This is a genomic window from Streptomyces sp. P17, from assembly GCF_032436805.1.
Classification (GTDB): Bacteria; Actinomycetota; Actinomycetes; order Streptomycetales; family Streptomycetaceae; genus Streptomyces.
The window spans coordinates 20173-41814 of the sequence record NZ_JAVRBF010000054.1 but is presented as its reverse complement, the minus strand read 5'-3'; the positions used below and the strand labels follow the sequence as shown (position 1 = coordinate 41814).

The window sequence follows — 21642 nt, the reverse complement described above, 5'->3', positions numbered from 1 at the left end:
GCGACACTCCTTTCCATGTTCGGTGTCATCGACCTCCCCACCTATCTCGCGGGCCTGATCCTGATCGTCCTGCTGCCCGGCCCCAACTCGCTGTACGTGCTGTCCGTGGCCGCCCGCCGGGGCGTGCGCGCGGGGTACACGGCGGCGGCCGGGGTCTGGTGCGGGGACACGGTCCTGATGACCCTCTCCGCGGCCGGGGTCGCCTCCCTGCTCCAGGCCAACGCCGTGCTGTTCGGCATCGTGAAGTACGCCGGGGCCGGATATCTGACCTGGCTGGCGATCGGGATGCTGCGGGCGGCCTGGGGGATGTGGCGGGCGCGGCAGGAGCCGGGCGTCGCGGACGAGTCCGGTCCCGCTTCCGATGAGCGGCCCTTTCGCCGGGCCTTCGTCGTCAGTCTGCTCAACCCCAAGGCGATCCTGTTCTTCGTCGCCTTCTTCGTGCAGTTCGTCGACCCGGGGTACGCCTATCCCGCGCTGTCGTTCGTGGTGCTGGGCGCCTTCGCGCAGCTCGCGAGCTTCCTGTACCTGAGTGCGCTGATATTCAGCGGTACGAAGCTGGCAGCGGCCTTCCGCCGACGCAAGCGCCTGTCGGCGGGGGCCACCTCGGCGGCGGGGGCGTTGTTCCTCGGCTTCGCGGTGAAGCTGTCCCTCGCGAGCAGCGTCTAGGAGACCACTGAGAATCTTGAAAACGCGCCCGACTTGCACCGGATTGCCCCGATCGACTTTTGCGGGCGAACCTGGGCGATCGGGGCGGCCCAAGCGAGATCTTCAGGACACTTCTAGGGCACCGGGCGCGGGGCTGTCCTAATGTGCGGCTCCGCCGCGAGGGCGCGACAAGCCCCCACCGGCCCGCGCCTTGCGCATCTGCCGAACCGCCCGAGTGACAACAGGCGGCAACAGATCCACAGCCAGCCGCCGGGACCGGGACCGCCGAGCCCGGCGTGCCGGAGTCGACGCGGGCGCCGCCACCGCCACCTCCATCGGTTCCACATAATGCCGCGACACCGGAAACGCCGGCGCCTTCATCCCCCGCCCCTTCACCCGCACCAGCTGGTGCCCCGCGGCCCCCTGCACACTCAGCCCGCAGTCCTCCCGGGCCCGCAGCATCGCCAGCAGCTCCTCCTGGACAGGACCCGGCTCCCCCCACGTCCCGTACAGCTTCTGCGTGCTCAGACACACCGGCCGCAGCCCCCGGTTCAGCACCGCCTCCCACGCGGCGACCGAAACCCCCGGCGTGTGCTCGGAGCGGAAGTCATCGAGGACGACGATGCCCTCCGGCACCAGCAGATCCCGCGCCGCGCCGATGTCGTCGTACACGTGCTCGTACAGGTGCGAGGCGTCGATGTGGACGAACCGGCAGGTCCCGGGTGAGACCTCCTGTGTGATCACCGAGCTGGGCCCCTGGATCACCCGCGGAAGCGCGTCGTGGAAAGCGAGGTAGTTCCGCTCGAAGGCCTGCCGGGTGAGCGACGCGTACGACTTCGACGTCTCCGCCTGGTTCGCTCCGTCCGGCGCGTCGTTCTCGAAGAGGTCACAGACGGTGAACGTCTCGCCGGGGCGCAGATACCGGCCCAGCAATATCGCGCTCTTGCCCATATAGGCACCCAGTTCCAGCAGGTCGCCCTTCTGTCCGAGGGCCTCCTGTCGCTGCAGGAACCAGCTGAACAGCGTCTGGTCGAGTGCGGGGAACCAGCCCGGCACATCGCCGAGCTCACCGGGTAGGACGGATGTCTGCTGTGCGTTGGCCATGCGACGCGCCTGCTCACTGAGTTCCGGGCAATGCGTCACCGGGCTGAACGTCCGGTGAACAACGGCTGCTCAGCAGTCTTGCCGCGCCCGGGCTTCACCGCATCTTGGTGAGAGCCGTCCGGAGTCGCGGGGCCAGCGGCTTCTCGACGTAACGGTTCAGCAGCCAGGCCAGCAGCAGCATCGAGGCGATCGTCAGGATGAAGGTTGCCCAGGAGGGCAGGTTCAGGCCCTGGTGCAGGGTCTCGATGACGACCCAGCCCAGGTGCTCGTGGACCAGGTAGAACGGGTAGGTCAGGGCCCCGGCCACGGTCAGCCAGCGCCAGTTCGCCCAGTTCAGCCAGCCGAGCGCGATGGCCGCGACGGCCAGGAAGCCGAGGGTGACGACGAGCATGATCCCGAACGAGGTGCGGTTGGCGAAGGCGTCCGGACTCGGTGCCCGCCACAGGTTCTGCACCGCGTAGTGCTGCCCGATCAGCCAGCTGACCCCGACGATGCCCCACGCGTAGGCGTCCCGGCGGTCGCGGTGGACGAGGTAGAGGCCGACGCCGCCGATGAAGAAGGGCGCGTACTCGGGCATCAGGACCAGGTCGAGCAGGGGTTCGTTCGAGGCCTTGGCGATGACCGCCGCGAACGTCCAGCCCGCGCAGAACATGATCACGCGCTGCCGGGTGGCCCCGGGGAGTACGACGCACACCGCGAACAGGGCGTAGAAGCGGACCTCCGCCCACAGCGTCCAGCAGACCCCGAGTACCCGGTCGACGCCCAGCGGCTGCTGAAGCATCGTCATATTGACCAGCGCGTCGCTCGGCGAGACCGCCTTGTAGGCGACCATGGGCAGCGCGAAGACCGCCGTGACCAGCAGGACCGCCGCCCAGTAGGCGGGCAGCAGCCGGGAGGCACGGGAGGCGAAGAAGGACTTCAACGGCCGTCCCCAGCCGCTCATGCAGATCACGAACCCGCTGATGACGAAGAAGATCTGGACGCCGAGACAGCCGTAGGCGAAGTACTCGTGGAGCGTGGGGAACTGGACGGTGGGTGAGCTGCCCCACGCCTTGGTGACCTCGCCGCCCCGGCCGCCGTAGTGGTACGCGGCCACCATCAGCGCGGCGACCAGCCTCAGTCCGTCCAGGGCCCGTAGCCGGGTCTCCCTCGGTGCCGTCCGTGCCGCCCTCCGGGGCGGCTCGATCACCGTGCGGACGGTCATGCTGGTCACAGGAATTCCCCTTGGCAGGCGTTCTGGAGGGTGGAGCTAGGGACATTAGTCCGAATCACAGGGATGTCTTGGGTGACCGGCCAACGATTAGCCCTGTAGTACCTATGAGTTCACCTGAAAGTCGTTTTGCCTTCCTAATTTTTCTCAGCATCCCCCCACGGATAATCAAACGGTTTCAAGATCCCCCCACCCGCCGGCAGACCGCGGCAAACACAGCATTGGCTTGGCGAATACCAGGAGTGCCATGACGAGGGTCCAGAACAGACGGGCACGTGCGCGTGGAGGGGAACTGGACGACTGTTTGCGTGCCTGCGCGGTGCACAGCGGCAAAGTCGTCGGCAGCGTCGACCGCCGGCGCATCGAACTCGCCGAGCAGCTCAGAAAGCTGCTCGTCGTATGGGGAACCACCCCCGCCGCCCCCGCACCCGCCCCGGCGACCGGCGCGACCGCGCTGCTCAAACGCGCCGTGAAGGGCGCCGCGACCCCCGCCGCGGGTATCGGCAACGAACTGCTCGACGCCCTGCTCGCCGTCGCCAACCAGGCGCTCAAGTGCGGCTACGACGACGAGCTGAACCTCGCTCTGGTGATCAGCGACACCGTGCTCGCCCAGCGCAAGAACTCCCGCGCCGGCTGGCGGCTGCGCGCCCGCCTGATGGAGGCGCTCGGCGAGGACGCCGAGGCGCTGGACGCGTACGAGAAGTACCTCGGGCTCACCGACGACGACGGCTTCGGCGTCCGCGCCCGCATCGCGGGTCTGCGCACGGCGGCGGACCGGGAGCGTGCACTGCTCGCCCTGCTGCGCCGCCAGTGCCCGCGCGCCGAGGAGTTCACCCGCGGCGACGCCACCGCGGTGTGGGCCGAGGGCCTGGCCGCACATGCCGTCGGTGACTGGGCCGCCGCCGAACCGCGCCTGGTCGGCGCGCTGCTGGCTCTGGACGACGCCCCGGTGACCGACCGTCAGGAACTGCTCAGCCAGTACCTGGACCTGCGTATCGCCGCCGACACCGATGTCACCGCCCTGCCAGAGCTCACGGAGGTTCTCGCGCTCTACGCCGAGCAGCGCCGCAGCCGGATGCGCGGCCCGGTCGCCGACCCGGCCATCGGCGGCGTGCAGTGGATCAGCCTCGGTGAGTTCCGCAACCGGATCGCCGGCAAGTCGATCTGCCTGATCGCCAACTCCGGCCGGGTGGGCGCCAGTTCGATGGGCGCCGAGATCGACGCGTACGACCTCGTGGTGCGCTTCAACTCGTATCGGATCGACCCGAAGCACACCGGCAGCCGTACCGACATCCACGCGACGATCCACAAGCACGGCTTCAACTGGGAGAAGCAGGTCGACACCCGGCTCGTCTTCGGCGGAGTCTCCGGCGACTGGAAGTGGTCGCTGCGCAACCGCCTGGTGCCCGGCGCCCAGACCTGCCTGGGCGACGAGTCGCTGCGCTGGCCCGTGCGCAACATCGGCAAACTCTCCACCGATGTCTGGTCGGGCATCCCGACCACCGGCTTCAACATGCTGTACCTGCTGGACTTCCTGGACGTCAGCCCGAAGCTCGACCTGATCGGCTTCGACTTCTACGAGAGCGGCGCCTACCGCGTGCAGGAGGCCATGAAGCTCGCCATCACCTCCGTGCACGAATACACCAGCGAGAAGGCATGGGTCATGGACCGGGCCCAGAGCGTGACGGACATGAGGATATCCCTGCGATGACGACGACCCTGCCTGCGGTACAGGCTCCCGCCACCGACGCCCACGCGCTCACCGGCAAGCGGCGCATCGCCTTCGCCTCCTACGTCGACGAGAACTACCTCCCCGGCTTCCTCGTCCTGCTGCGCAGCCTCGCCCTGTCCAACCCGACCGTGTGCGAGGACTTCGTCGTCCTCTACGACGATCTGCGCCCGGCCTCGATCGCCAGGATCCGCGCCCTGCACCCGCGCATCGTGCTGCGCCGCGTCAACGACACGCACTACGACTCGTACAAGAAGGGCGACCAGGACAACTACCTGGTCCGCAAGGCGTACTTCATCCTCGACGTCTTCCGGCTGCGCGAGTACGACACCGTCATCACCCTCGACACCGACATGGTCGTCCTCGGTGACCTCGGCGAACTCCTCAAGCTCCGCGAGGGCCTCGCGGCCGTCCCGCAGTTCTTCTACGGGCAGCACAAGCTCAACTCCGGTCTGCTGGTCATCCAGCGCGAGTACCTGAGCGACGAGTTCTGCGCCAGGCTGGACGCCATCGGGCGCAGCGGCGACTACGAGCTCGACAAGCACGACCAGGGCATCCTGAACTCCGTCCTCGACGGCGACTTCATCCGCCTGGACCCGCGCTACAACTTCGTGAAGAGGCGCCTCTCCGGCGACCTCCCGGTCCCCGAGGACACCGCGATCCTGCACTTCACCGGCCGTCACAAGCCGTGGCAGGGCGGTGAGTCCGGGTACAGCCTGGCCGAGGAGAAGTGGCGCGAGTTCGAACTGCCGGACGCCGACTTCCACGCCGAGTACCTCTCGAAGGCGGGCGGCCTGCACCACGACCTGATCGTGCACTACGGCAGCCCGCACGTCGCCCGCACCGGCGACGTCGAGACCGCCCGCAAGGTGGCCGCCGCGCACATAGCGACCGGCAACTACCAGGACGCCGTCGATGTCCTGGAGAGCGTCCGCATCCCGCTCGACGAGGCCTGGCCGCACGAGGTCCTCGGCCACGCCCTGATGAGCGTCTCCCGGTACGACGACGCCAAGGCACAGCTCCTGCTCGCGACGGCCGCCCCCAACCGGGCCGCCACCGCCTACGCCCGGCTCGCCCAGATGGCCTGGGTGCACGGCGACAACGCCTCCGCGCTGAAGTACGCCACGGCCGGTATGTCCGTGGACATCACCCACCGCTCCAGCCGGCTGTGGGCGCAGCGCGCCGCCTCCGTCCCGGCCCAGGAACTGGGCTCCCCCGAGGACCAGTTGGCGCACGTCGCCTTCTACATGGACCGCCAGGGCAACGCGGGCGACAAGCTCCTCCCGGAGAGCGTGCGCAGCGCCTTCGGCCCCGACACCACCTCCCGCCGCTGGCACTCCGTGCACGCCCACCGGCTGTTCGACGAGGCCGCCCTGGAGCGCGTCAACGCCCGCCGGGGCCTGGTCATCGGCGGCGGCGGCCTGTTCATCCCGGACACCATGCCCAACGGCAACAGCGCCTGGCAGTGGAACGTCCCGGACGATCTGATGCGCCGGATCGACGTGCCGATCGCGGTGTACGCCGTGGGCTTCAACGCCTTCGACGGACAGTCCTACCGCGCGGGCCGGTTCCGCGAGTCACTGCGCCTGCTGGTGGAGAAGTCCGCCTTCTTCGGGCTGCGCAACCACGGCTCGATCGAGAAGGTGCGCGCCATGCTCCCGGCCCACCTGCACGACAAGGTCCGCTTCCAGCCCTGTCCGACGACGGTCACCCGTCAGCTCGTGCCCGGCTGGCAGGACCCGGCGAGCCGCGAGGACACCATCCTCGTCAACGCCGCCTACGACCGCGCGGGCCTGCGCTTCGGCCATGACTACGGCTACTTCCTGGCCCAGATGGCCCAGGCGGTACGGGACCTCGGCAAGCTGGCCGAGGTGCGGTGCGTGGCGCACTCGCTCGACGACGAGAAGATCGCCTTCGATCTCCGCCGCGAGCACGGCATCTCGCTGCCCGTCATCCCGATGTACGACTTCGAGAACGACGAGATCCGCGATCTGTACGCGCGCACCCAGCTGGTCATCGGGATGCGCGGCCACGCGGGCATGATCCCGTTCGGCTGCGGCACCCCGATCATCAGCCTGATCTCGCACCCGAAGATGGCGTACTTCCTGCGGGACATCGAGCGCCCCGAGTGGGGTGTCTCCGTCCACGACCGCCACCTGGCCGCCCGCCTGGTGGAGCGCTCGAAGGACCTGCTCCGCGACCACGCGGCGACCGTCGCCGACGTCCACGGCCGTCAGCAGGAACTGTGGAAGATCACCGAGGCGAACGCGGCGGATCTACGGATCCTCCTGGGCGGCTGAACGAAGGAGGGTGAGCCCAGGGGCTCACCCTCTTTTCTCTCAGCTTTCTTTCAGCGTCGTACGAGCCTCCGGGCCAGCTTGGTCAGCAGCGAGCCGCCCTTGTCGGCGCCGCCGTCCTTCTCGTACGCCGTCTTCAGCTGCTTGAAGTGGTCGGCGCGGGTCCGGCTGAGGTACTCGTCGTCGGTCAGCTTCCGCGCGATCGACCAGGCCTGCCTGTGCCGCCCGTCGTAGTGGGCGACGTACGCCTTCGCCAGCTCCAGCACCTGCTTGAAGGGGATCCCGCCGGTGTGGTCGCGGTCGACGCGCTCCTGCACGGCCGAGATCAGCTTCAGCTTCTCGTCGAGGGTGAAGGCGTCCTCGGAGATCCTCTTCAGTACGTCCTCGGGGATCGGCCTGGTCACCTCGAAGGCGAGCGTGGAGCGGATCGGCGGCCCGGCCATCTCGATGTACGGCAGCAGCGCGCCCGTGCTGTAGTGCAGCCACGGCAGCCGGGGCCCGGCGAAGTCCTGGTGCAGCACGACGGAGCCGGGCCGCAGCCGGGTCAGGAAGCGCTCGGAGACACAGCGGAACACCCGGGCCGTCTTGGCGATGTCGATGTGCAGGAACTCGATCGGGCTGGTGTCGTCCGGGTCCGAGGTCTGCCAGATGTCACCGGCGTGGATCTCCAGGAACGGCAGGAACGGATCGAGGCGCTCGGTGAAGTCGTCGAGGAACGAGGTGTCGCCGTCCGCGGGCTTGGAGCCGGCCGAGAAGAACTTCTCGGTGGCGAAGGTCCCCTTGCCGACATGGAAGAAGTCGTACGCGTGCAGCCGTCCCGTCTTCTCGTCGAACACCGGGCTGTCGCGCAGCCCGAGAGCGAGCGCGTACGTGGACCCGCCGCCGCCGGAGCCCAGCTCCACGAGCCGGTCCTCGCCGGTGAGGCGATGACGGCCCAGCAGATAGAGGAATCGCAGCTCCCAGGAGCTCACCTGGGAATAGGGAATGTCGTCCGGCAGCTTGACGCCGTCGAGCATGGGGTACAGCCGGCCGAGGTTCGTCATGAGTGCCTCACGGAGTCGGATGGGGCGGCATTCCGTGATCCTAGGGATTCGAACGCCGCCCACACCACGGATTCATCGGTTTAATGCGACGGTGTGCCACCGTTTCCTCGGAAGTTCCCGTTAGTTCACCCGGTATTGGCTTACCGGCGCACCACCTTCTTCAGCGCCTTGGCCCGTCGCACCACCCGGCGCGCCGTGGAATTGCGCGGCAGGAACGACAGCCGCTCCGGGATACCGCCGGGCAGGCCCAGCGACGTGAGCCGCTTGCGCTTGAAGTAGCGCTGGGTGCGCGGCTTGAAGTGCTCCGACAGATAGCGCTCGGCAGCGGGACGCAGGCTCGGGTAGATCTGCGGCTGCATGGTGAACCCTATGGCGGTGACCAGTGCGCCCAGGGTCTCCGTCGGCACGGTCTCCTCGCCCGTGCGGTTCTCCAGGTCCGCAAGCACGGCGTCCGCCAGCACCGCGGGGATGCGGTTGCTGTTCTGGTACGGCGTCAGCCGGTCCAGCAGCGGCTCGGTGCCGATGCGGGCGACCGGGAGCTCGTAGAAGGCGGACGCCGTGAACAGGGCGGTCGAGAAGCAGCCGACGACCAGGCCGGGGCGGGACTTCTCGAACAGCACCTCGGCGAGCACGGGCGTGTCCAGCACGGTGAGGTCGACACCGAGCTTCTCGGCCTCGGTCTCCAGGGCGCGGCTGTAGCGGGCCGGCGCCGTGGGGTGGGGTTTGAACACGATCGAACGGTGCCCGCGCTCCACCGCCCCGCGCATCATCCGTACGTGCAGCTCCTCCTCGCCCTCCGGCGTGAGGATGTTCAGCGCGGAGAGGTACTGACCGAGCAGCAGCGCGGAGTTGTCCGGGAGGACCGGCAACTCCTCGACGGCACCGGCGAGCTCGCCCATCACCTTCAGGAACGCCTCGGTCGGCACGACCTCGGCCGGCACGTCGAACTCGGTGAGCAGCATCGGGGTGAGGCCGGGCACCAGATCCAGGTGGAGCAGGCGCCGGACGCGGGTGCCGACCAGCGGGTCGAGCTTGTTGCGCGTCGGGCCGTAGCTCATCAGGCCGTCGGCGTACACGTGCAGCGGGGCGCCGGTGAAGATCTGGGCCAGGCCGAGCGCCGGGTTGACCTGGATGGACTCCAGGACGATCTCCACCTTGTCGTCGCCCAGGCCCCACAGCAGCCGCAAGTACCGCTCGAACAGCGGGATATCGTCCGCGCGGGGCGACCAGGCGCCGGGGTGGAAGGGACGGATGGCCTCGTTGAACGAGATCACACCGTCGAAGTGGTCGCGCAGCGGTTCGAAGCCCGGCATCTCGTCGACGGCCGGAGTGGTCTCCGGGCACGCGGAGTTGTTGAACACCAGCAGCAGCCGGCGGTCCGCCTCGGTGAAGCACTCCGAGTCCAGCGCGGCGGCCAGGGTCGCGGCGCCGTAGAGCGTGGAGACGCAGAAGATCTGGGTGGTCTTACGGGACATCACGCGGCCGCCTTCGCAGTGGTGGCCCGGCGCCGCAGCCGGCGCAGCTTGCTGGCCCGGCGCAGGTCCATGGTTTCGAGCACATCACCGAGCGCGTCCTGCGGCATCCGCTTTATGGCCGCCGCGCTCATCGCCCGCAGCTGCTTGGCCACGGCCGGTTCCCACTTGGACTCGTCGGAGAGGTGATGGGCGATGATCGCACAGTAGGTGCGTACCGCCTTGGGCAGCAGCTGGGCCGCCTCGGGGTCGGCCGCCGTCTCCTCGATGACCTGATCGAAGGCGCGGATGAAGTCGAGTTGACGGACGTCACCGATCTGGGTGAGTGAACCGGCCACCCCCCGGCGGTAGAAGACGCCGAGCAGACTCACCACGGCGAACGACTCCGCCTCGCGGTGCAGCTTCCAGATCCACGGCCGGTCCTCGGCCGTGCGCAGTCCGTCGGTGAAGTGCAGCAGGCCCTTGTCCAGCAGCCGCCGGTGGTAGGCGCCGGCCCAGGCGTACGCGTAGTCGACGGAGGTCGTCCGGTCGGCGGGCAGGATCGCCGCGCGCGGGTCGAGGACCTCGCCCCGGCGGCCGTGCGGAACCCGGTGCACGGAGCGGCCGCGGGCGTTGGCCTGGACGTGGTCCGTACGGATGAAGTCGCAGCCCAGCTCCTCGATGGCGCCGACCAGTTCGGCGAAGTAGCCGGGGGCGAGCCAGTCGTCCCCGTCGAGGAAGGTGAGGTATTCGCCGGTCGCCGCGTCCAGACCGGTGTTACGGGCGGTGGCGAGACCTCCGTTCACTTCGTGGCGGATGTAACGCACGTGTGCGACATCCGAGAGTTGTTCGGCAGCGCGTTCGAGGATGGCGGGAGTTTCATCCTTCGAAAAATCGTCCACCAGGATGAACTCGAAGTCGCGCCGGGCGTTCGCGCGGAGGCTTCTGAGGGTGTCGGGGGCGTATTGCTGCACGTTGTAGAACGGCACGATCACGGAAAGCTTTGGCACCTGCAAAAGGTTAGAAGGGTGCCCGGCGGCGGAACTTGACGGCGCGCGTACGGCGGGTGAACTCGGTGTGTCGGAACGGTGCATGCCATGTACTTCCCGGGTTTTGACGGGCCAGTTCGGCTCGCGGTGGGATGTTGTTAACTTTTCGTTGATTCGCGGTTGGGCTATACCTAGGAAATGCTTCCTAGCGTCTTCTTCGTGCCAGCAAGTACAACGAAGCCGCCGCGCATTGCCGTCCTCGCGGACTCCGACACCCGGTGGAAATGGGGTGCGCTGACGGCGGGCCGCATCGTCCCGGGCCCGTCCATGGAAGCCGGAGCCGAAGGCGGCACGCAAGTCGCCCCCGCTCTGAGCGGATTCCTGTTGCGCGGCCGGGCCACGCCCACCGCGCGCCAACTGGCGGAGGTCGGCGTGAGCGCCGACTCCCTGCGCGAGGTGACGGCGGTGGAGTTTCTGCGCACGATGGCCGAGGAGGAGTACGACATCGTCGTACTGGCCCTCGTCGGCGGCGGCGTCCAGGCGATGCTGCATGGCCTCAAGCGGGTGTGGGAGGGCCGCGAGAAGCGTCCCGTCGTCGTCACCGGCTATGTCGGTGTCGTCTACGAGAAGCTCGCCGACGGCCTGCTGCTGCGGCACGGCGCGGATCTTGTCCTCGCCAACTCCCGCCAGGACGCCGAGCGGTTCCGCGCGGTCTACGAGGGCGTGGGCGCCGACGCCTCGGCGGTGACGGAGGTGGCGCTGCCGTTCCTCGGCGGGGCGCCCTACGAGGGGGAGCACGACCCGTACACGATCGTCTTCGCCGCGCAGCCCTCCGTCCCCGAGAGCCGCAAGGACCGTACGTACCTGCTGAACCGCCTGGTCCAGCACGCGCGGCTGCACCCCGAGCGCGAGGTGCTGCTCAAGTTGCGCTCCAGGCCGGGCGAACACACCACGCACATCGAGGAGTTGCCCTACCAGAAGCTGGCCCAGAAGCTGGATCTGCCGTCCAACCTCCGGCTGGTCTACGGGCACATGGGCGAGGTGCTCGACCGCACCGACCTGCTCGTCACGGTCAGCTCGACGGCCGCGCTGGAGTCCCTCCACCGCCGGATCCCCACCGTCGTTCTCACCGACGTCGGGGTGCGCGAGACGCTCGGCAACCACCACTTCATCGGCTCCGGCTGCCTCGCCTCCTGGGACCAGCTGGACGAGGGACACCGTCCGGCGCCCGACGAGGAGTGGGTGGCCCGCCAGGGCGTCGCCGCGGACGGCGGGTACGAGTCCGCGTTCGACGCCGCGCGTGAGCGGATCGCCAAGTTGCGGGCCCTGCCCGGGGGATTGGCGCCGCTGACCCCGTACTACACGCCCGCGACGGCGCCGGGTTACTTGCCCGGCATCCTCGCTCGCCACCATCTGGGCCCCGACGGCAGCGTGTTGCCGGGGGCGCCCGCGGCCGACAAGGAGCCGGGCCCGGTCCGGCAGATCGTGCGCCGTGCCGCCCGCGGGGCCTACCGGCACGGGGTGCAGCGGGTGGCGCCCGTCATCCGGCGGATGGGGGAACTGTGAGCGCCTCCGAAAGTGCCGCTTCCGGGCCGCGGGCGGCTGCCGGCTCGTCGTGGCCGGTCGCGCCCCGCGGCGGAGCCGCTGACCAATGCAGCCCCGCGCCGCTTGAGGGCGGCTCCGCCGCCCATACCTCTGCGAACTCTGTGCAAGGAGTGCAACCCATGTCCGACTCCCCGGCACACGCGGGTGCTTCGGTGCGCCGCGTGCTTGCCGTCATCCCCGCTCGCGGTGGCTCCAAGGGGGTGCCCGCGAAGAACCTGGCGCCCGTCGGCGGTGTTCCGCTGGTGGCTCGTGCGGTGCGTGAGTGTCTTACGGCGCGGCTCGTCACCGATGTCGTGGTCTCCACCGACGACCAGGCCATCGCCGCCGCCGCCCGCGCGGCCGGAGCGGAGGTCGTGCTGCGGCCCGCCGCCATCGCCGGTGACACCGCCACCTCCGAGGCCGCCGTCCTGCACGCCATGGACGGCCACGAGGCCCTGCACGGCTCCCCGGTCGACGTGGTCCTGCTCGTGCAGTGCACCAGCCCCTTCGTGATCCGTGAGGACATCGACGGGGTCGCGGCGGCGGTCGTGGAGAACGGCGCCGACACCGCGGTCACCGTGGCCCCCTTCCACGGCTTCGTCTGGCGTGACGCCGAGGAGCCCGCGGAGGGCGGCGTCGGGGTCAACCACGACAAGGCCTACCGCCCCCGCCGTCAGGACCGCCCCCAGGACTACCTGGAGACCGGCGCCGCCTACGCGATGGACGCGGCCGGCTTCCGCAAGCACAACCACCGTTTCTTCGGCCGTACCGAACTGGTCCGCACCGACCCCGCGCGCGTGCTGGAGATCGACGATCCGCACGACCTCGCGCGGGCCCGCGCCCTCGCCCCCCTGTTCGACGCGGACCGCCCCGGTGCGCTGCCGACCGCCGCCGACATCGACGCGGTCGTACTCGACTTCGACGGCACCCAGACCGATGACCGGGTGCTGATCGACACCGATGGAAAGGAGTTCGTCTCCGTGCACCGCGGAGACGGCCTCGGCATCGCGGCCCTGCGCAAGAGCGGCCTGAAGATGCTGATCCTCTCCACGGAACAGAACCCTGTGGTCGCCGCCCGGGCCCGGAAGCTCAAGATCCCGGTCCTGCACGGCATCGACCGCAAGGACCTCGCACTGAAGCAGTGGTGCGAGGAGCAGGGCATCGCGCCTGAGCGCGTGCTCTACGTCGGCAACGACGTCAACGACCTCCCGTGCTTCGCCCTCGTCGGCTGGCCCGTGGCGGTCGCGAGCGCCCACGACGTCGTGCGCGGCGCCGCACGCGCGGTCACCACCGTCCCGGGTGGCGACGGCGCGATCCGAGAGATCGCCAGCTGGATCCTCGGCCCCTCTCTCGATTCCCTCACCAAGTAAGGACAGTTCCTGCCATGAGCACCAACTCCCGTCTCCGCACGTTCGGTTCGTCGCGCCTGGCCGGCCCGGGCCAGCCCGTCTACATCTGCGGCGAGATCGGCATCAACCACAACGGCGAGCTGGAGAACGCCTTCAAGCTGATCGACGTGGCCGCCGAGGCCGGCTGTGACGCGGTCAAGTTCCAGAAGCGCACCCCCGAGATCTGCACCCCGCGCGACCAGTGGGACATCGAGCGCGACACCCCCTGGGGCCGCATGACCTACATCGACTACCGCCACCGTGTGGAGTTCGGTGAGGACGAGTACCGCCAGATCGACGAGTACTGCAAGTCCAGGGACATCGCCTGGTTCGCCTCCCCGTGGGACACCGAGGCCGTCGCCTTCCTGGAGAAGTTCGACGTCCCGGCCCACAAGGTCGCCTCCGCCTCCCTGACCGACGACGAGCTGCTCCGCTCCCTGCGCGCCACGGGCCGCACCGTCATCCTGTCGACCGGCATGTCGACCCCGAAGCAGATCCGCCACGCGGTCGAGGTCCTCGGCTCGGACAACATCCTCCTGTGCCACGCCACCTCCACCTACCCCGCGAAGGCGGAGGAGCTGAACCTCCGGGTGATCAACACCCTCCAGGCCGAGTACCCGAACGTCCCGATCGGCTACTCCGGCCACGAGACGGGCCTGCAGACCACTCTCGCCGCGGTCGCCCTGGGCGCCACCTTCGTCGAGCGTCACATCACCCTCGACCGCGCCATGTGGGGCTCGGACCAGGCCGCGTCCGTCGAGCCGCAGGGCCTCACCCGCCTGGTGCGCGACATCCGCACGATCGAGGCCTCCCTCGGCGACGGCGTCAAGAAGGTCTACGACTCCGAGCTCGGCCCGATGAAGAAGCTGCGCCGTGTCCAGGGCGTCATCGCCGAGGCGGAGATCGCCGCGGCGGCCGGCGAGCCCCTCTCGGTCTGAGTCACCCCCCTCCAGAAGATCGCCTACGACGGGACGGTCGTACGTAGATGAGCCCCCGCGCCGGGAACGCCGGCACCCGCACTCTCGCGTTCGTCGAGAGTCCGGTACAGCTGCTGAATGTGCTGGAGTGGGCGCATGCCCAGGAGCAGGCGCTCGGCGCGGGGCTCACCCTCGTGGTCCTGTCCCCGATCGACCCGATGACCCGCGGCCAGCTGCGACGCATGGCGGAGCTGGCCCGTGAGGAGGGGCACGAGGTCCGCTGGGAGGAGGCGCGGCGCGGCGCGGCGGCGCCGTTCCAGACGATCGGTGGCCTGGCGGGGACGCTCCGCCGGGCATCGCGCGTGGTCTTGGGAGACCCCTTCTCCCGCTACGTCCAGCTGCTGCTGACGATCACTCGGGCCCGTGACCTGGTCGTGGTCGACGACGGCACGGCGACGATGGAGTTCGTCGCCCAACTGGCCCGCGGCGAACGCCTGGTGCGCTGGCACCGCAAGGGCGGCCGGCCGGGCCCCCGGGACCTGATCCTGGCCCCGGCGTCCTCGGCGGCCCGCCGCCGTCTGACGCCGGGGGAGAACCGCAGGGTGGAGATCTTCTCCTCCATGCCGATGGAGGAGACCCTGCCGGGCATGGCGATGTCGACGAACGACTTCGCCTGGACCCGGGGCCGCTTCGGCCCGCCCCGCATCGGCAAGGGCGCGGACATGGTGGGCACCTCGCTGGTGGAGACGGGCGTGGTGGACGCCGACCGCTACCTGGAGGCGGTCCGCACCCTGGCCAAGACCCACGGCGCCACCCGCTACTTCGCCCACCGCCGCGAGAGGACCGAGAAACTGCACCGCCTGGCGGTCGAGACCGGTCTGGAGATAGTCCGCCCGGACCTCCCCCTGGAACTGATCGCCCGCCGAGGCCCGATCGGCAAAACGATCCTGAGCTTCCCGTCCACGGTCGTCCACACCCTCCCGCTGGCCCTGGCCGGCACGGAGGTGAAGGTCGCGGTCTGCGACATCGACCCCACCTGGCTCACCGACCACGCCTCACCCCGGGCCCAGGGCTTCCTGTCCGGCGTCACGGGCTCGGCGAAGGACGTGCACCGGCTGGCGGCGGTCAGCTCGGCGTGAGCTGCCTCGGCGGCCGAACGTTTCGGCGCCGCTCGAAAGGGTGAACGGGCGCCAATTGTCCGAGTGACCTGCCCGATAGTCGATCTACCTTGCGTGAATGGTCACTTCAGCTCATGAGGGCATGCACCGGATCTTCCAGGAACGACCCGAGGTCCTGGCTCCCGTGTTCGGGATGCTGGGCGTTCCCTTATCCGCGAAGGCGACTGTGGACGCCGTCACCACGGACGTGACGGAGGCCCGGCCGCTGGAACGGCGTGTGGACACCGTGCTGCGCATCGGGCCGTCCGACGGGGAGGACTTCCTGCTCGCCATCGAGGCGCAGTCCGGCAAGGTCGAGGGCAAGGAGGCCAGTTGGGCCTACTACATCGCCTACCTCCAGCCCAAGTACCGCCTGCCCGTACTGCTCCTCGTGGTCTGCCAGGACCGGGCCACGGCCAAGTGGGCAGCCGGTCCCTTCGACTGCGGCAGTCGTGGCTGGACGTCTCAACGGACGCACCCGCTGGTCGCCGGGCCGGACAACTCGCCGGTGATCACCGATGTCAGGACCGCGACGAAGAACCTCCCACTTGCCGCACTCTCCGCCCTGGCACACGCCCGCGGCCCCGAGCGCGGCGCCATACTGGAGGCGATCGGAAGCGCCCTGCACGAACTCCTCGATACGGATCCAGAGACCGTCAGATACGTCTTCGAGTTCCTGGAAACGACCCTGGGTAAGACTCCAGCCGGAGAGAAATGGAAGGGAATCATGTCGCCCGTCACCTACTTCCCCGGCCGGGGAACAATGATCGAGACGGCCTACCTGGAAGGCCTTGCCGAAGGCAAGGCGGAGGGCGTGGCCGAAGGGGAGGCCAAGGGGATCCTGTCCGTGCTGGAGGTGCGTGGCATCGCCGTGTCCGACGGCGTACGGGAGCGCATCACCACGTGCACCGACCTCGACCTCGTGGACACCTGGCTGGAGCGTTCCCGCACGGTCGAGCGCGCCGAGGACCTGTTCGCGGAGGACCCGGAGGGCCCAGGGGCCGATCCCGGCCAGGCTTGACCATCTGCCCACCAGGCGTGTGGGAGAACGGTGGGACGATCAGGATTGGCTGACCTCGGCGGCCGAAGCGTTCCGTGAAGTGGATGTGTTCCTCGGCGGCGTCCGGCGCCTGGAACGACAGCAGTACGTGGCCGCCTGGTGGGTGCGCCTCGCGGGCCAGGGCCACATCCGCGGGGAGACGTCCACGCCGAACACTCCGGGCGCGTGGCTTCCTGTCCAGCGTTACGGGGCCGGCTCGGGACGCTACTCGGTTGGCCGCGGTGACGGTGGCGTAGGGACACCGACTTGCTATCGGGGGATGACCCGTCGTCTGTCATGCCGAAGGGCTCCCATGGCCGAACTTGTCCGGCGGCAACACCTCGATGCGGATGTGGAGTACCACGGCTTCGCATTCCAGGAATCCGACGACGCCGACCTGCCAGTCCCGTTCCCGGACGACATCGCTGACGGTGTGTTCCTGAACTCCTTCCCTGCCTCCGCTGTCGTGGGAGCGGGTCTGCGAGCTGGAGGAGGGGCGTGGGGCTTGCTCTCGTGCGGGCCTGTACCGACGTATGGGGGTGGCAGCCGCTGTCCAGACACGGCAACCGGGGCAAGTACGTGTGGTGCGAGCTGACGGCGGCGTAGGAGTGCGTGAGCGCCCGTTACCGGCAACTTCGGCGGCCCGAAAACTGCCGGACACCCGACACGCGCTTCTCGCGCCGCGCACGTCAGGATGCCCGGTGTGAATGGTGAAGTCATCCTCCGGTCCCGCTGGCGGCGGGCCCTCCGGGTCGTCGTAGGGATCATGGCGGCCGGGGTCCTCCTCGCCGCCCTGGGTCTCGTCCTGGGCGGCCCCGTTCCGCTCGTCGCTGTCGGCGCGCTCTGCCTCGGCATCGGTCTCGCAGCCCTGCGCTCCGCCTCCGCCGAGGTCCGCGCCGACGCCCGCGGAGTCCGCACCCGGCGCCGGACCGTGCCCTGGCCGGACATCGCCGACCTGCGCGTACGGGTGAAGACGTGGCCCCGGGGCGAGCAGTCCCGGCACGTCCTCCTGGCACTGCGCGACGGGCGCGAGCGGCAGCTGCCCCTGCCCGTGGGATGGGGCGGCGACCGGGACTTCGACACCGGCCTGGACGCCCTGCGCGCCCTGCACCGTCGCCACGGCACCCCCGAGTCGGACCGCCTCGTCATCGTCTCCCAGCGCACCGCAGGACGCGGCTCGGTCTGGTCCCCCGTCCTGTGCGTCCTGCTGCTCGCCGGAGCGGGGCTCGCCGCCTGGCTCGTGCCGCATGTCGATGCGTACGAACGGGAGTGGGAGGCGGCCGTCCCGTGCACGGACACCACGCCCGCCGCCGACCGGCGCGAGTGCCTGTCGACCCTCCCGGCCGTGATCGAGCGGGCCGACAAGGACGGGCCCAAGGGGAGTGGCCGACTGTTCTTCGCCGATGATCAGCCGATCGACCGGCTCCGCGTCTCACGGGAGGCCGCCCTGGAGTTCCGGCCCGGTGACAAGGTCGAGCTCACCGTCTGGCGCGGCGACATCATGGAGGTCGCGGGGAGCCGTTACATCTGGCGTGAGCATGTCTCTCCGCCCGGCGACCTGGCCGCCGTCTCCGCCGGACTCGCCCTCGCCGCGGGCTACCCCGCCGCCCAGATGCTGATGCGCCTGCGCGGGCGTCGGCTCCCCGACGACGAGGTCCTTCCGTCGGCCCTGCCCTTCGCGGCCGTCCTCGTGGGGACGGGCATGTGGCTGCTGCCCCTGTGCTACCTGCACCCCACGACGCTCTTCGACTCCCCGAAGACCGTCATCTGGGCCGCCGCGGGCACCGTCGCCACCCTCGCCATGACCGCCTGGGCCTGGCGTGCCACCGGCATTCGCCCGCCCGCGCTGACCGAGGCGGACACCGAGCAGGAGGAGGTCTTCCTCCCCGCCCGCTTCCTGGAGTCCACCGACTACAACCCGCACGGCTTCGGCACCCACATCGCCCTCGGCGGCGACGAGCCGCCCGCGGTGACGCCGGGCCCCGGGCGGTACGCGGCCCGGGTCATCCCGGCCCGGCGGCTAACCGTCAAGGAGGTACGGCGAGCGCGCGGCAGCGACGGCGACACCGTGCCCCGGAGCTGGCACGTCGCCGACCTCGACGACGCCGGCACCCCGGTCCGCCTGGCCGCCGCCCCGGCCGACCTGACCCGCATCCTGCGCGCGCTGGAGGCCGTACGCACGCTTGAGGGGGCCTCGACGCCGGCTTCCGACAGGTGAACAGAACCGACGCGGGTGTCTGTGGCGTGGTAAGGGTTGGTAGGAGAGCGGGTGGGTAATCATGATCGACTCGCTCGAAAAATGCGGGAGCTTACCCATCCCAACCCACATCTATGCGTCTGGCGGCCAGTTTTTCTTCCCCTAACGGGCTGAACTTTTGTTGATCGAGGGTCAGTTGGCCACCCGGGCGTCCTACCCTTCAGAGGGTGAAGCAATTGATGTCCGTAGAGTCCGAGGCCGATCTCCCGGGGGAAGCCGGGGAAGCGCTGCTTCCCGGCACGCTGCCGGAGGCGCTGCGTGACGAACTCGTCGCCTTCCGCCGTGACTTGCACATGCACCCCGAGCTCGGCAACCAGGAGTTCCGTACGACCGCCGCGATCAAGGAGCGCCTGGAGAAGGCCGGCCTTGAGCCGAGGGTGCTCGCGGTCGGGACCGGGCTCGTCTGCGACATCGGCAACTGGGACGACGGGCTGCCCGCGCTCGCCCTGCGGGCCGACATCGACGCCCTGCCCATCCCGGACGCCAAGACCGAGTGCCCGTACCGCTCGACCGTGCCCGACCGGGCGCACGCCTGCGGGCACGACGTGCACACCACCGTGGTGCTCGGCGCCGGGCTCGTCCTCGCCGACCTGCACAGTCAGGGCCTGCTGCCGCGGCCCGTACGGCTGATCTTCCAGCCCGCCGAGGAGGTGCTGCCCGGCGGCGCCGCCGACGCCATCGACTGCGGGGTGCTGGAGGGCGTCGGGCGGATCGTCGCCGTGCACTGCGACCCCCGGGTGGACGCCGGGCGGATCGGCATCCGGGAGGGCGCCATCACCTCCGCCTGCGACCGCCTGGAGATCGCCCTCGCCGGCCCCGGCGGCCACACCGCGCGCCCCCATCTGACCACCGACCTGGTCACCGCCGTCGCCCGTGTGGTCACCGACGTGCCCGCGCTGGTCGCGCGGCGCGTGGACACCCGGAGTGGACTCGCCGTGACCTGGGGACGGATCGAGTCCGGCCACGCCCCGAACGTCATCCCGCAGCACGCCGAGCTCTCCGGGACCGTGCGCTGCCTGGACATCGACGCCTGGCGGCAGGCGCCCGACATCCTGGTCGCCGCGATCGACGAGGTCGCCAACCTGCACCGGGCCAAGTCCGAGATCAACTACGTGCGCGGAGTGCCGCCCGTGGTCAACGACTCCGGCATCGCCGAACTGCTGCGCGACGCGATGATCGCCCGCCGCGGCGCCGACTCCGTGGAGAACACCGAGCAGAGCCTCGGCGGCGAGGACTTCTCCTGGTACCTGGAGCACGTCCCCGGCGCGATGGCCCGCCTCGGCGTCCGCATCCCGGGCGAGCGCACGGTGCGCGACCTCCATCAGGGTGACTTCGACGTGGACGAGCACGCGATCACGGTGGGCGTGGAGCTGTTCACGGCGGCGGCGCTGATCGACCTGTAGGCCCGTTCCGGTTGCGGGCGGAGCGGACCGGGTGGAGGCTGACCGCATGGCGTTCAGGCATGCGCGCTGATGCCCCGGAACGTACCTTTCGATCCGGTGGTTCACGGGGACGTAACCGGCCATCGGCACGAATGGATAACGGCCACGCGATACCCCGTTCCCAGGAGTGTCTACGCGCGTTAATGTGCGCCGAACTCAGCACCCACTGCGGGGCTTGGAGAATGGGGAACTTCACGATGCGTCGGACATCCAAACTGACCCGTGTCGCGGTGGGGGTCGCGTCCATCGCGCTCGCTGCCACGGCCTGCGGTGGCACCAGCGACAGCGGCAGCTCCTCCGAGAAGGAGGACCTCGGTCTCGCCATCGCGTACGACATCGGCGGCAAGGGCGACCAGTCCTTCAACGACGCCGCTTACGCCGGCCTGGAGAAGGCCGCGAAGGAGTTCGGCTACAAGACCGCCGACATCGAGCCCACCGAGGGTGAGACCAACGCCGACAAGGAGCAGCGGCTCGCCTCGCTCGCCCGGCAGGGCTACAACCCGGTGATCGGCGTCGGCTTCGCCTACGGCCCCGCCATGGAGGCCGTGGCCAAGGACTACCCCGACACCACCTTCGGCATCGTCGACTCCGTCGTCAAGGGCGACAATGTCGCCTCGCTGGTCTTCGCCGAGGAGCAGGCCTCCTACCTCGCCGGTGTCGCCGCGGCCAAGGCCACCAAGACCAACACCGTGGGCTTCGTCGGCGGTGTGGACATCCCGCTGATCCACAAGTTCGAGGCCGGCTACAAGCAGGGCGTCGAGGACACCAGCGGCGGCAAGGTCAAGGTCATCTCGCAGTACCTGACCCAGACGGCCGAAGAGGGTGGCTTCTCCAGCCCGGACAAGGGCAAGGCCGCCGCCGAGGGCCAGATCGAGAAGAACGCGGACGTCGTCTACCAGGCGGCCGGTCTGTCCGGTCAGGGTGTGATCGAGGCCGCCGCCAAGGCGAAGGTCTGGGCGATCGGTGTCGACTCCGACCAGTACCAGCAGGAAGCGCTCGCGGCGTACAAGGACTACATCCTCACCTCCGCGCTCAAGGACGTCGGCGGCGCGGTGTACGCCCTCGCCAAGTCCGTCGACGACGACAAGCCGCTGACCGGTGTCCAGACCTTCGACCTGAAGGTGAACGGCGTGGGCCTCGCGGAGAGCAACCCGAAGATGGCCGAGATCGCGGGCCTCACCGATGCCGTGGCCAAGGCCAAGAAGGGCATCATCGACGGCTCGATCAAGGTCAAGACCGAGTAGTCGCCGCAAGGAGTCGAACGTGCCTTGAGCGGGCGGGTGTCCAGACACCCGCCCGCTTCGGCGTTCCCGGCGAAGTCACCCAACGCCACCTTCCCTTTGCGTTCGGCAAGCCTGAGGTCAACGCTCGGGTGCTGTTGGCCACGGCC

Annotated in this window: 16 protein-coding genes and 1 pseudogene; 12 read left to right on the top strand and 5 right to left on the bottom strand. The window is 69.5% G+C overall.

Features of this window, described 5'->3' with window-relative positions:
* Positions 1–15: 15 nt before the first annotated feature.
* On the top strand, positions 16–666 hold the full coding sequence (gene leuE, locus RMT89_RS29975) for a leucine efflux protein LeuE (RefSeq protein WP_315886910.1): 651 nt from the start codon (positions 16–18) through the stop codon (positions 664–666).
* Positions 667–804: 138 nt separating this feature from the next.
* Here leuE and RMT89_RS29970 read toward each other — a convergent pair whose 3' ends face one another.
* Together RMT89_RS29970 and RMT89_RS29965 are read right to left on the bottom strand one after the other, a co-directional pair.
* Positions 805–1749 carry a class I SAM-dependent methyltransferase gene (locus tag RMT89_RS29970; RefSeq protein WP_315886909.1) on the bottom strand — a complete coding sequence of 315 codons (945 nt, stop codon included), beginning with the start codon at positions 1747–1749 and terminating at the stop codon, positions 805–807.
* Positions 1750–1843: 94 nt separating this feature from the next.
* Positions 1844–2953, bottom strand: coding sequence for an acyltransferase (locus tag RMT89_RS29965; protein WP_315886930.1), 1110 nt, complete (start codon positions 2951–2953; stop codon positions 1844–1846).
* Between the two features lie 325 nt (positions 2954–3278).
* Between RMT89_RS29965 and RMT89_RS29960 the strand changes: the two genes are divergently transcribed.
* Both RMT89_RS29960 and RMT89_RS29955 read left to right on the top strand, forming a co-directional pair.
* Positions 3279–4670 (top strand): glycosyltransferase family 29 protein, encoded by a 1392-nt coding sequence (locus RMT89_RS29960; RefSeq protein ID WP_315886908.1) that lies wholly within the window; start codon positions 3279–3281, stop codon positions 4668–4670.
* Positions 4667–6988 (top strand): glycosyltransferase, encoded by a 2322-nt coding sequence (locus RMT89_RS29955; protein WP_315886907.1) that lies wholly within the window; start codon positions 4667–4669, stop codon positions 6986–6988. Before RMT89_RS29960 ends, RMT89_RS29955 begins: the two co-directional genes overlap by 4 nt.
* A gap of 50 nt (positions 6989–7038) precedes the next feature.
* Here the strand turns inward: RMT89_RS29955 and RMT89_RS29950 are convergent, their stop codons facing one another.
* The 3 genes from RMT89_RS29950 to RMT89_RS29940 all read right to left on the bottom strand — a co-directional run bounded on the left by RMT89_RS29950 (position 7039) and on the right by RMT89_RS29940 (position 10489).
* Positions 7039–8028: a hypothetical protein gene (locus RMT89_RS29950; RefSeq protein WP_315886906.1), complete on the bottom strand. Its 990-nt coding sequence runs from the start codon at positions 8026–8028 to the stop codon at positions 7039–7041.
* A 140-nt stretch (positions 8029–8168) separates the two neighbouring features.
* Positions 8169–9503: an alpha-2,8-polysialyltransferase family protein gene (locus RMT89_RS29945; RefSeq protein ID WP_315886905.1), complete on the bottom strand. Its 1335-nt coding sequence runs from the start codon at positions 9501–9503 to the stop codon at positions 8169–8171.
* Entirely contained in the window at positions 9503–10489 is a 987-nt protein-coding gene (locus RMT89_RS29940) for a glycosyltransferase family 2 protein (protein WP_315886904.1), read from the bottom strand. Before RMT89_RS29940 ends, RMT89_RS29945 begins: the two co-directional genes overlap by 1 nt.
* A gap of 198 nt (positions 10490–10687) precedes the next feature.
* Here RMT89_RS29940 and RMT89_RS29935 point away from each other — a divergent pair, with 198 nt between their 5' ends.
* The 9 genes and pseudogenes from RMT89_RS29935 to RMT89_RS29895 all read left to right on the top strand — a co-directional run bounded on the left by RMT89_RS29935 (position 10688) and on the right by RMT89_RS29895 (position 21496).
* On the top strand, positions 10688–12034 hold the full coding sequence (locus RMT89_RS29935) for a DUF6716 putative glycosyltransferase (protein ID WP_315886903.1): 1347 nt from the start codon (positions 10688–10690) through the stop codon (positions 12032–12034).
* A gap of 158 nt (positions 12035–12192) precedes the next feature.
* On the top strand, positions 12193–13422 hold the full coding sequence (locus RMT89_RS29930; protein WP_315886902.1) for an N-acylneuraminate cytidylyltransferase: 1230 nt from the start codon (positions 12193–12195) through the stop codon (positions 13420–13422).
* Between the two features lie 14 nt (positions 13423–13436).
* Complete coding sequence (locus tag RMT89_RS29925) at positions 13437–14378, top strand: N-acetylneuraminate synthase family protein (RefSeq protein WP_315886901.1); 942 nt, start codon at positions 13437–13439, stop codon at positions 14376–14378.
* A 47-nt stretch (positions 14379–14425) separates the two neighbouring features.
* Positions 14426–15496, top strand: a complete 1071-nt coding sequence (locus tag RMT89_RS29920) for a hypothetical protein (protein ID WP_315886900.1) — start codon at positions 14426–14428, stop codon at positions 15494–15496.
* Positions 15497–15593: 97 nt separating this feature from the next.
* Positions 15594–16535, top strand: a complete 942-nt coding sequence (locus tag RMT89_RS29915; protein WP_315886899.1) for a hypothetical protein — start codon at positions 15594–15596, stop codon at positions 16533–16535.
* A gap of 500 nt (positions 16536–17035) precedes the next feature.
* Positions 17036–17159: pseudogene (locus RMT89_RS29910) on the top strand (ATP-binding protein); the annotation flags it as partial.
* Positions 17160–17247: 88 nt separating this feature from the next.
* A complete protein-coding gene (locus RMT89_RS29905; RefSeq protein ID WP_315886898.1) occupies positions 17248–18771 on the top strand; it encodes a PH domain-containing protein in 1524 nt (507 codons plus the stop codon).
* A 218-nt stretch (positions 18772–18989) separates the two neighbouring features.
* Positions 18990–20213 (top strand): M20 family metallopeptidase, encoded by a 1224-nt coding sequence (locus tag RMT89_RS29900; RefSeq protein ID WP_315886897.1) that lies wholly within the window; start codon positions 18990–18992, stop codon positions 20211–20213.
* Positions 20214–20449: 236 nt separating this feature from the next.
* Entirely contained in the window at positions 20450–21496 is a 1047-nt protein-coding gene (locus RMT89_RS29895) for a BMP family ABC transporter substrate-binding protein (RefSeq protein WP_315886896.1), read from the top strand.
* The last annotated feature ends 146 nt before the right edge of the window (positions 21497–21642 follow it).

What these genes read in the sequence shown, in the direction of transcription:
- leuE (WP_315886910.1), top strand. Translation starts at nt 16, where the DNA reads ATGTTCGGTGTCATCGACCTCCCCACCTATCTCGCGGGCCTGATCCTG.
- RMT89_RS29970 (WP_315886909.1), bottom strand. Translation starts at nt 1,749, where the DNA reads ATGGCCAACGCACAGCAGACATCCGTCCTACCCGGTGAGCTCGGCGAT.
- RMT89_RS29965 (WP_315886930.1), bottom strand. Translation starts at nt 2,953, where the DNA reads ATGACCGTCCGCACGGTGATCGAGCCGCCCCGGAGGGCGGCACGGACG.
- RMT89_RS29955 (WP_315886907.1), top strand. Translation starts at nt 4,667, where the DNA reads ATGACGACGACCCTGCCTGCGGTACAGGCTCCCGCCACCGACGCCCAC.
- RMT89_RS29950 (WP_315886906.1), bottom strand. Translation starts at nt 8,028, where the DNA reads ATGACGAACCTCGGCCGGCTGTACCCCATGCTCGACGGCGTCAAGCTG.
- RMT89_RS29945 (WP_315886905.1), bottom strand. Translation starts at nt 9,503, where the DNA reads ATGTCCCGTAAGACCACCCAGATCTTCTGCGTCTCCACGCTCTACGGC.
- RMT89_RS29930 (WP_315886902.1), top strand. Translation starts at nt 12,193, where the DNA reads ATGTCCGACTCCCCGGCACACGCGGGTGCTTCGGTGCGCCGCGTGCTT.
- RMT89_RS29925 (WP_315886901.1), top strand. Translation starts at nt 13,437, where the DNA reads ATGAGCACCAACTCCCGTCTCCGCACGTTCGGTTCGTCGCGCCTGGCC.
- RMT89_RS29920 (WP_315886900.1), top strand. Translation starts at nt 14,426, where the DNA reads ATGAGCCCCCGCGCCGGGAACGCCGGCACCCGCACTCTCGCGTTCGTC.
- RMT89_RS29915 (WP_315886899.1), top strand. Translation starts at nt 15,594, where the DNA reads ATGGTCACTTCAGCTCATGAGGGCATGCACCGGATCTTCCAGGAACGA.
- RMT89_RS29905 (WP_315886898.1), top strand. Translation starts at nt 17,248, where the DNA reads ATGCCCGGTGTGAATGGTGAAGTCATCCTCCGGTCCCGCTGGCGGCGG.
- RMT89_RS29900 (WP_315886897.1), top strand. Translation starts at nt 18,990, where the DNA reads ATGTCCGTAGAGTCCGAGGCCGATCTCCCGGGGGAAGCCGGGGAAGCG.
- RMT89_RS29895 (WP_315886896.1), top strand. Translation starts at nt 20,450, where the DNA reads ATGCGTCGGACATCCAAACTGACCCGTGTCGCGGTGGGGGTCGCGTCC.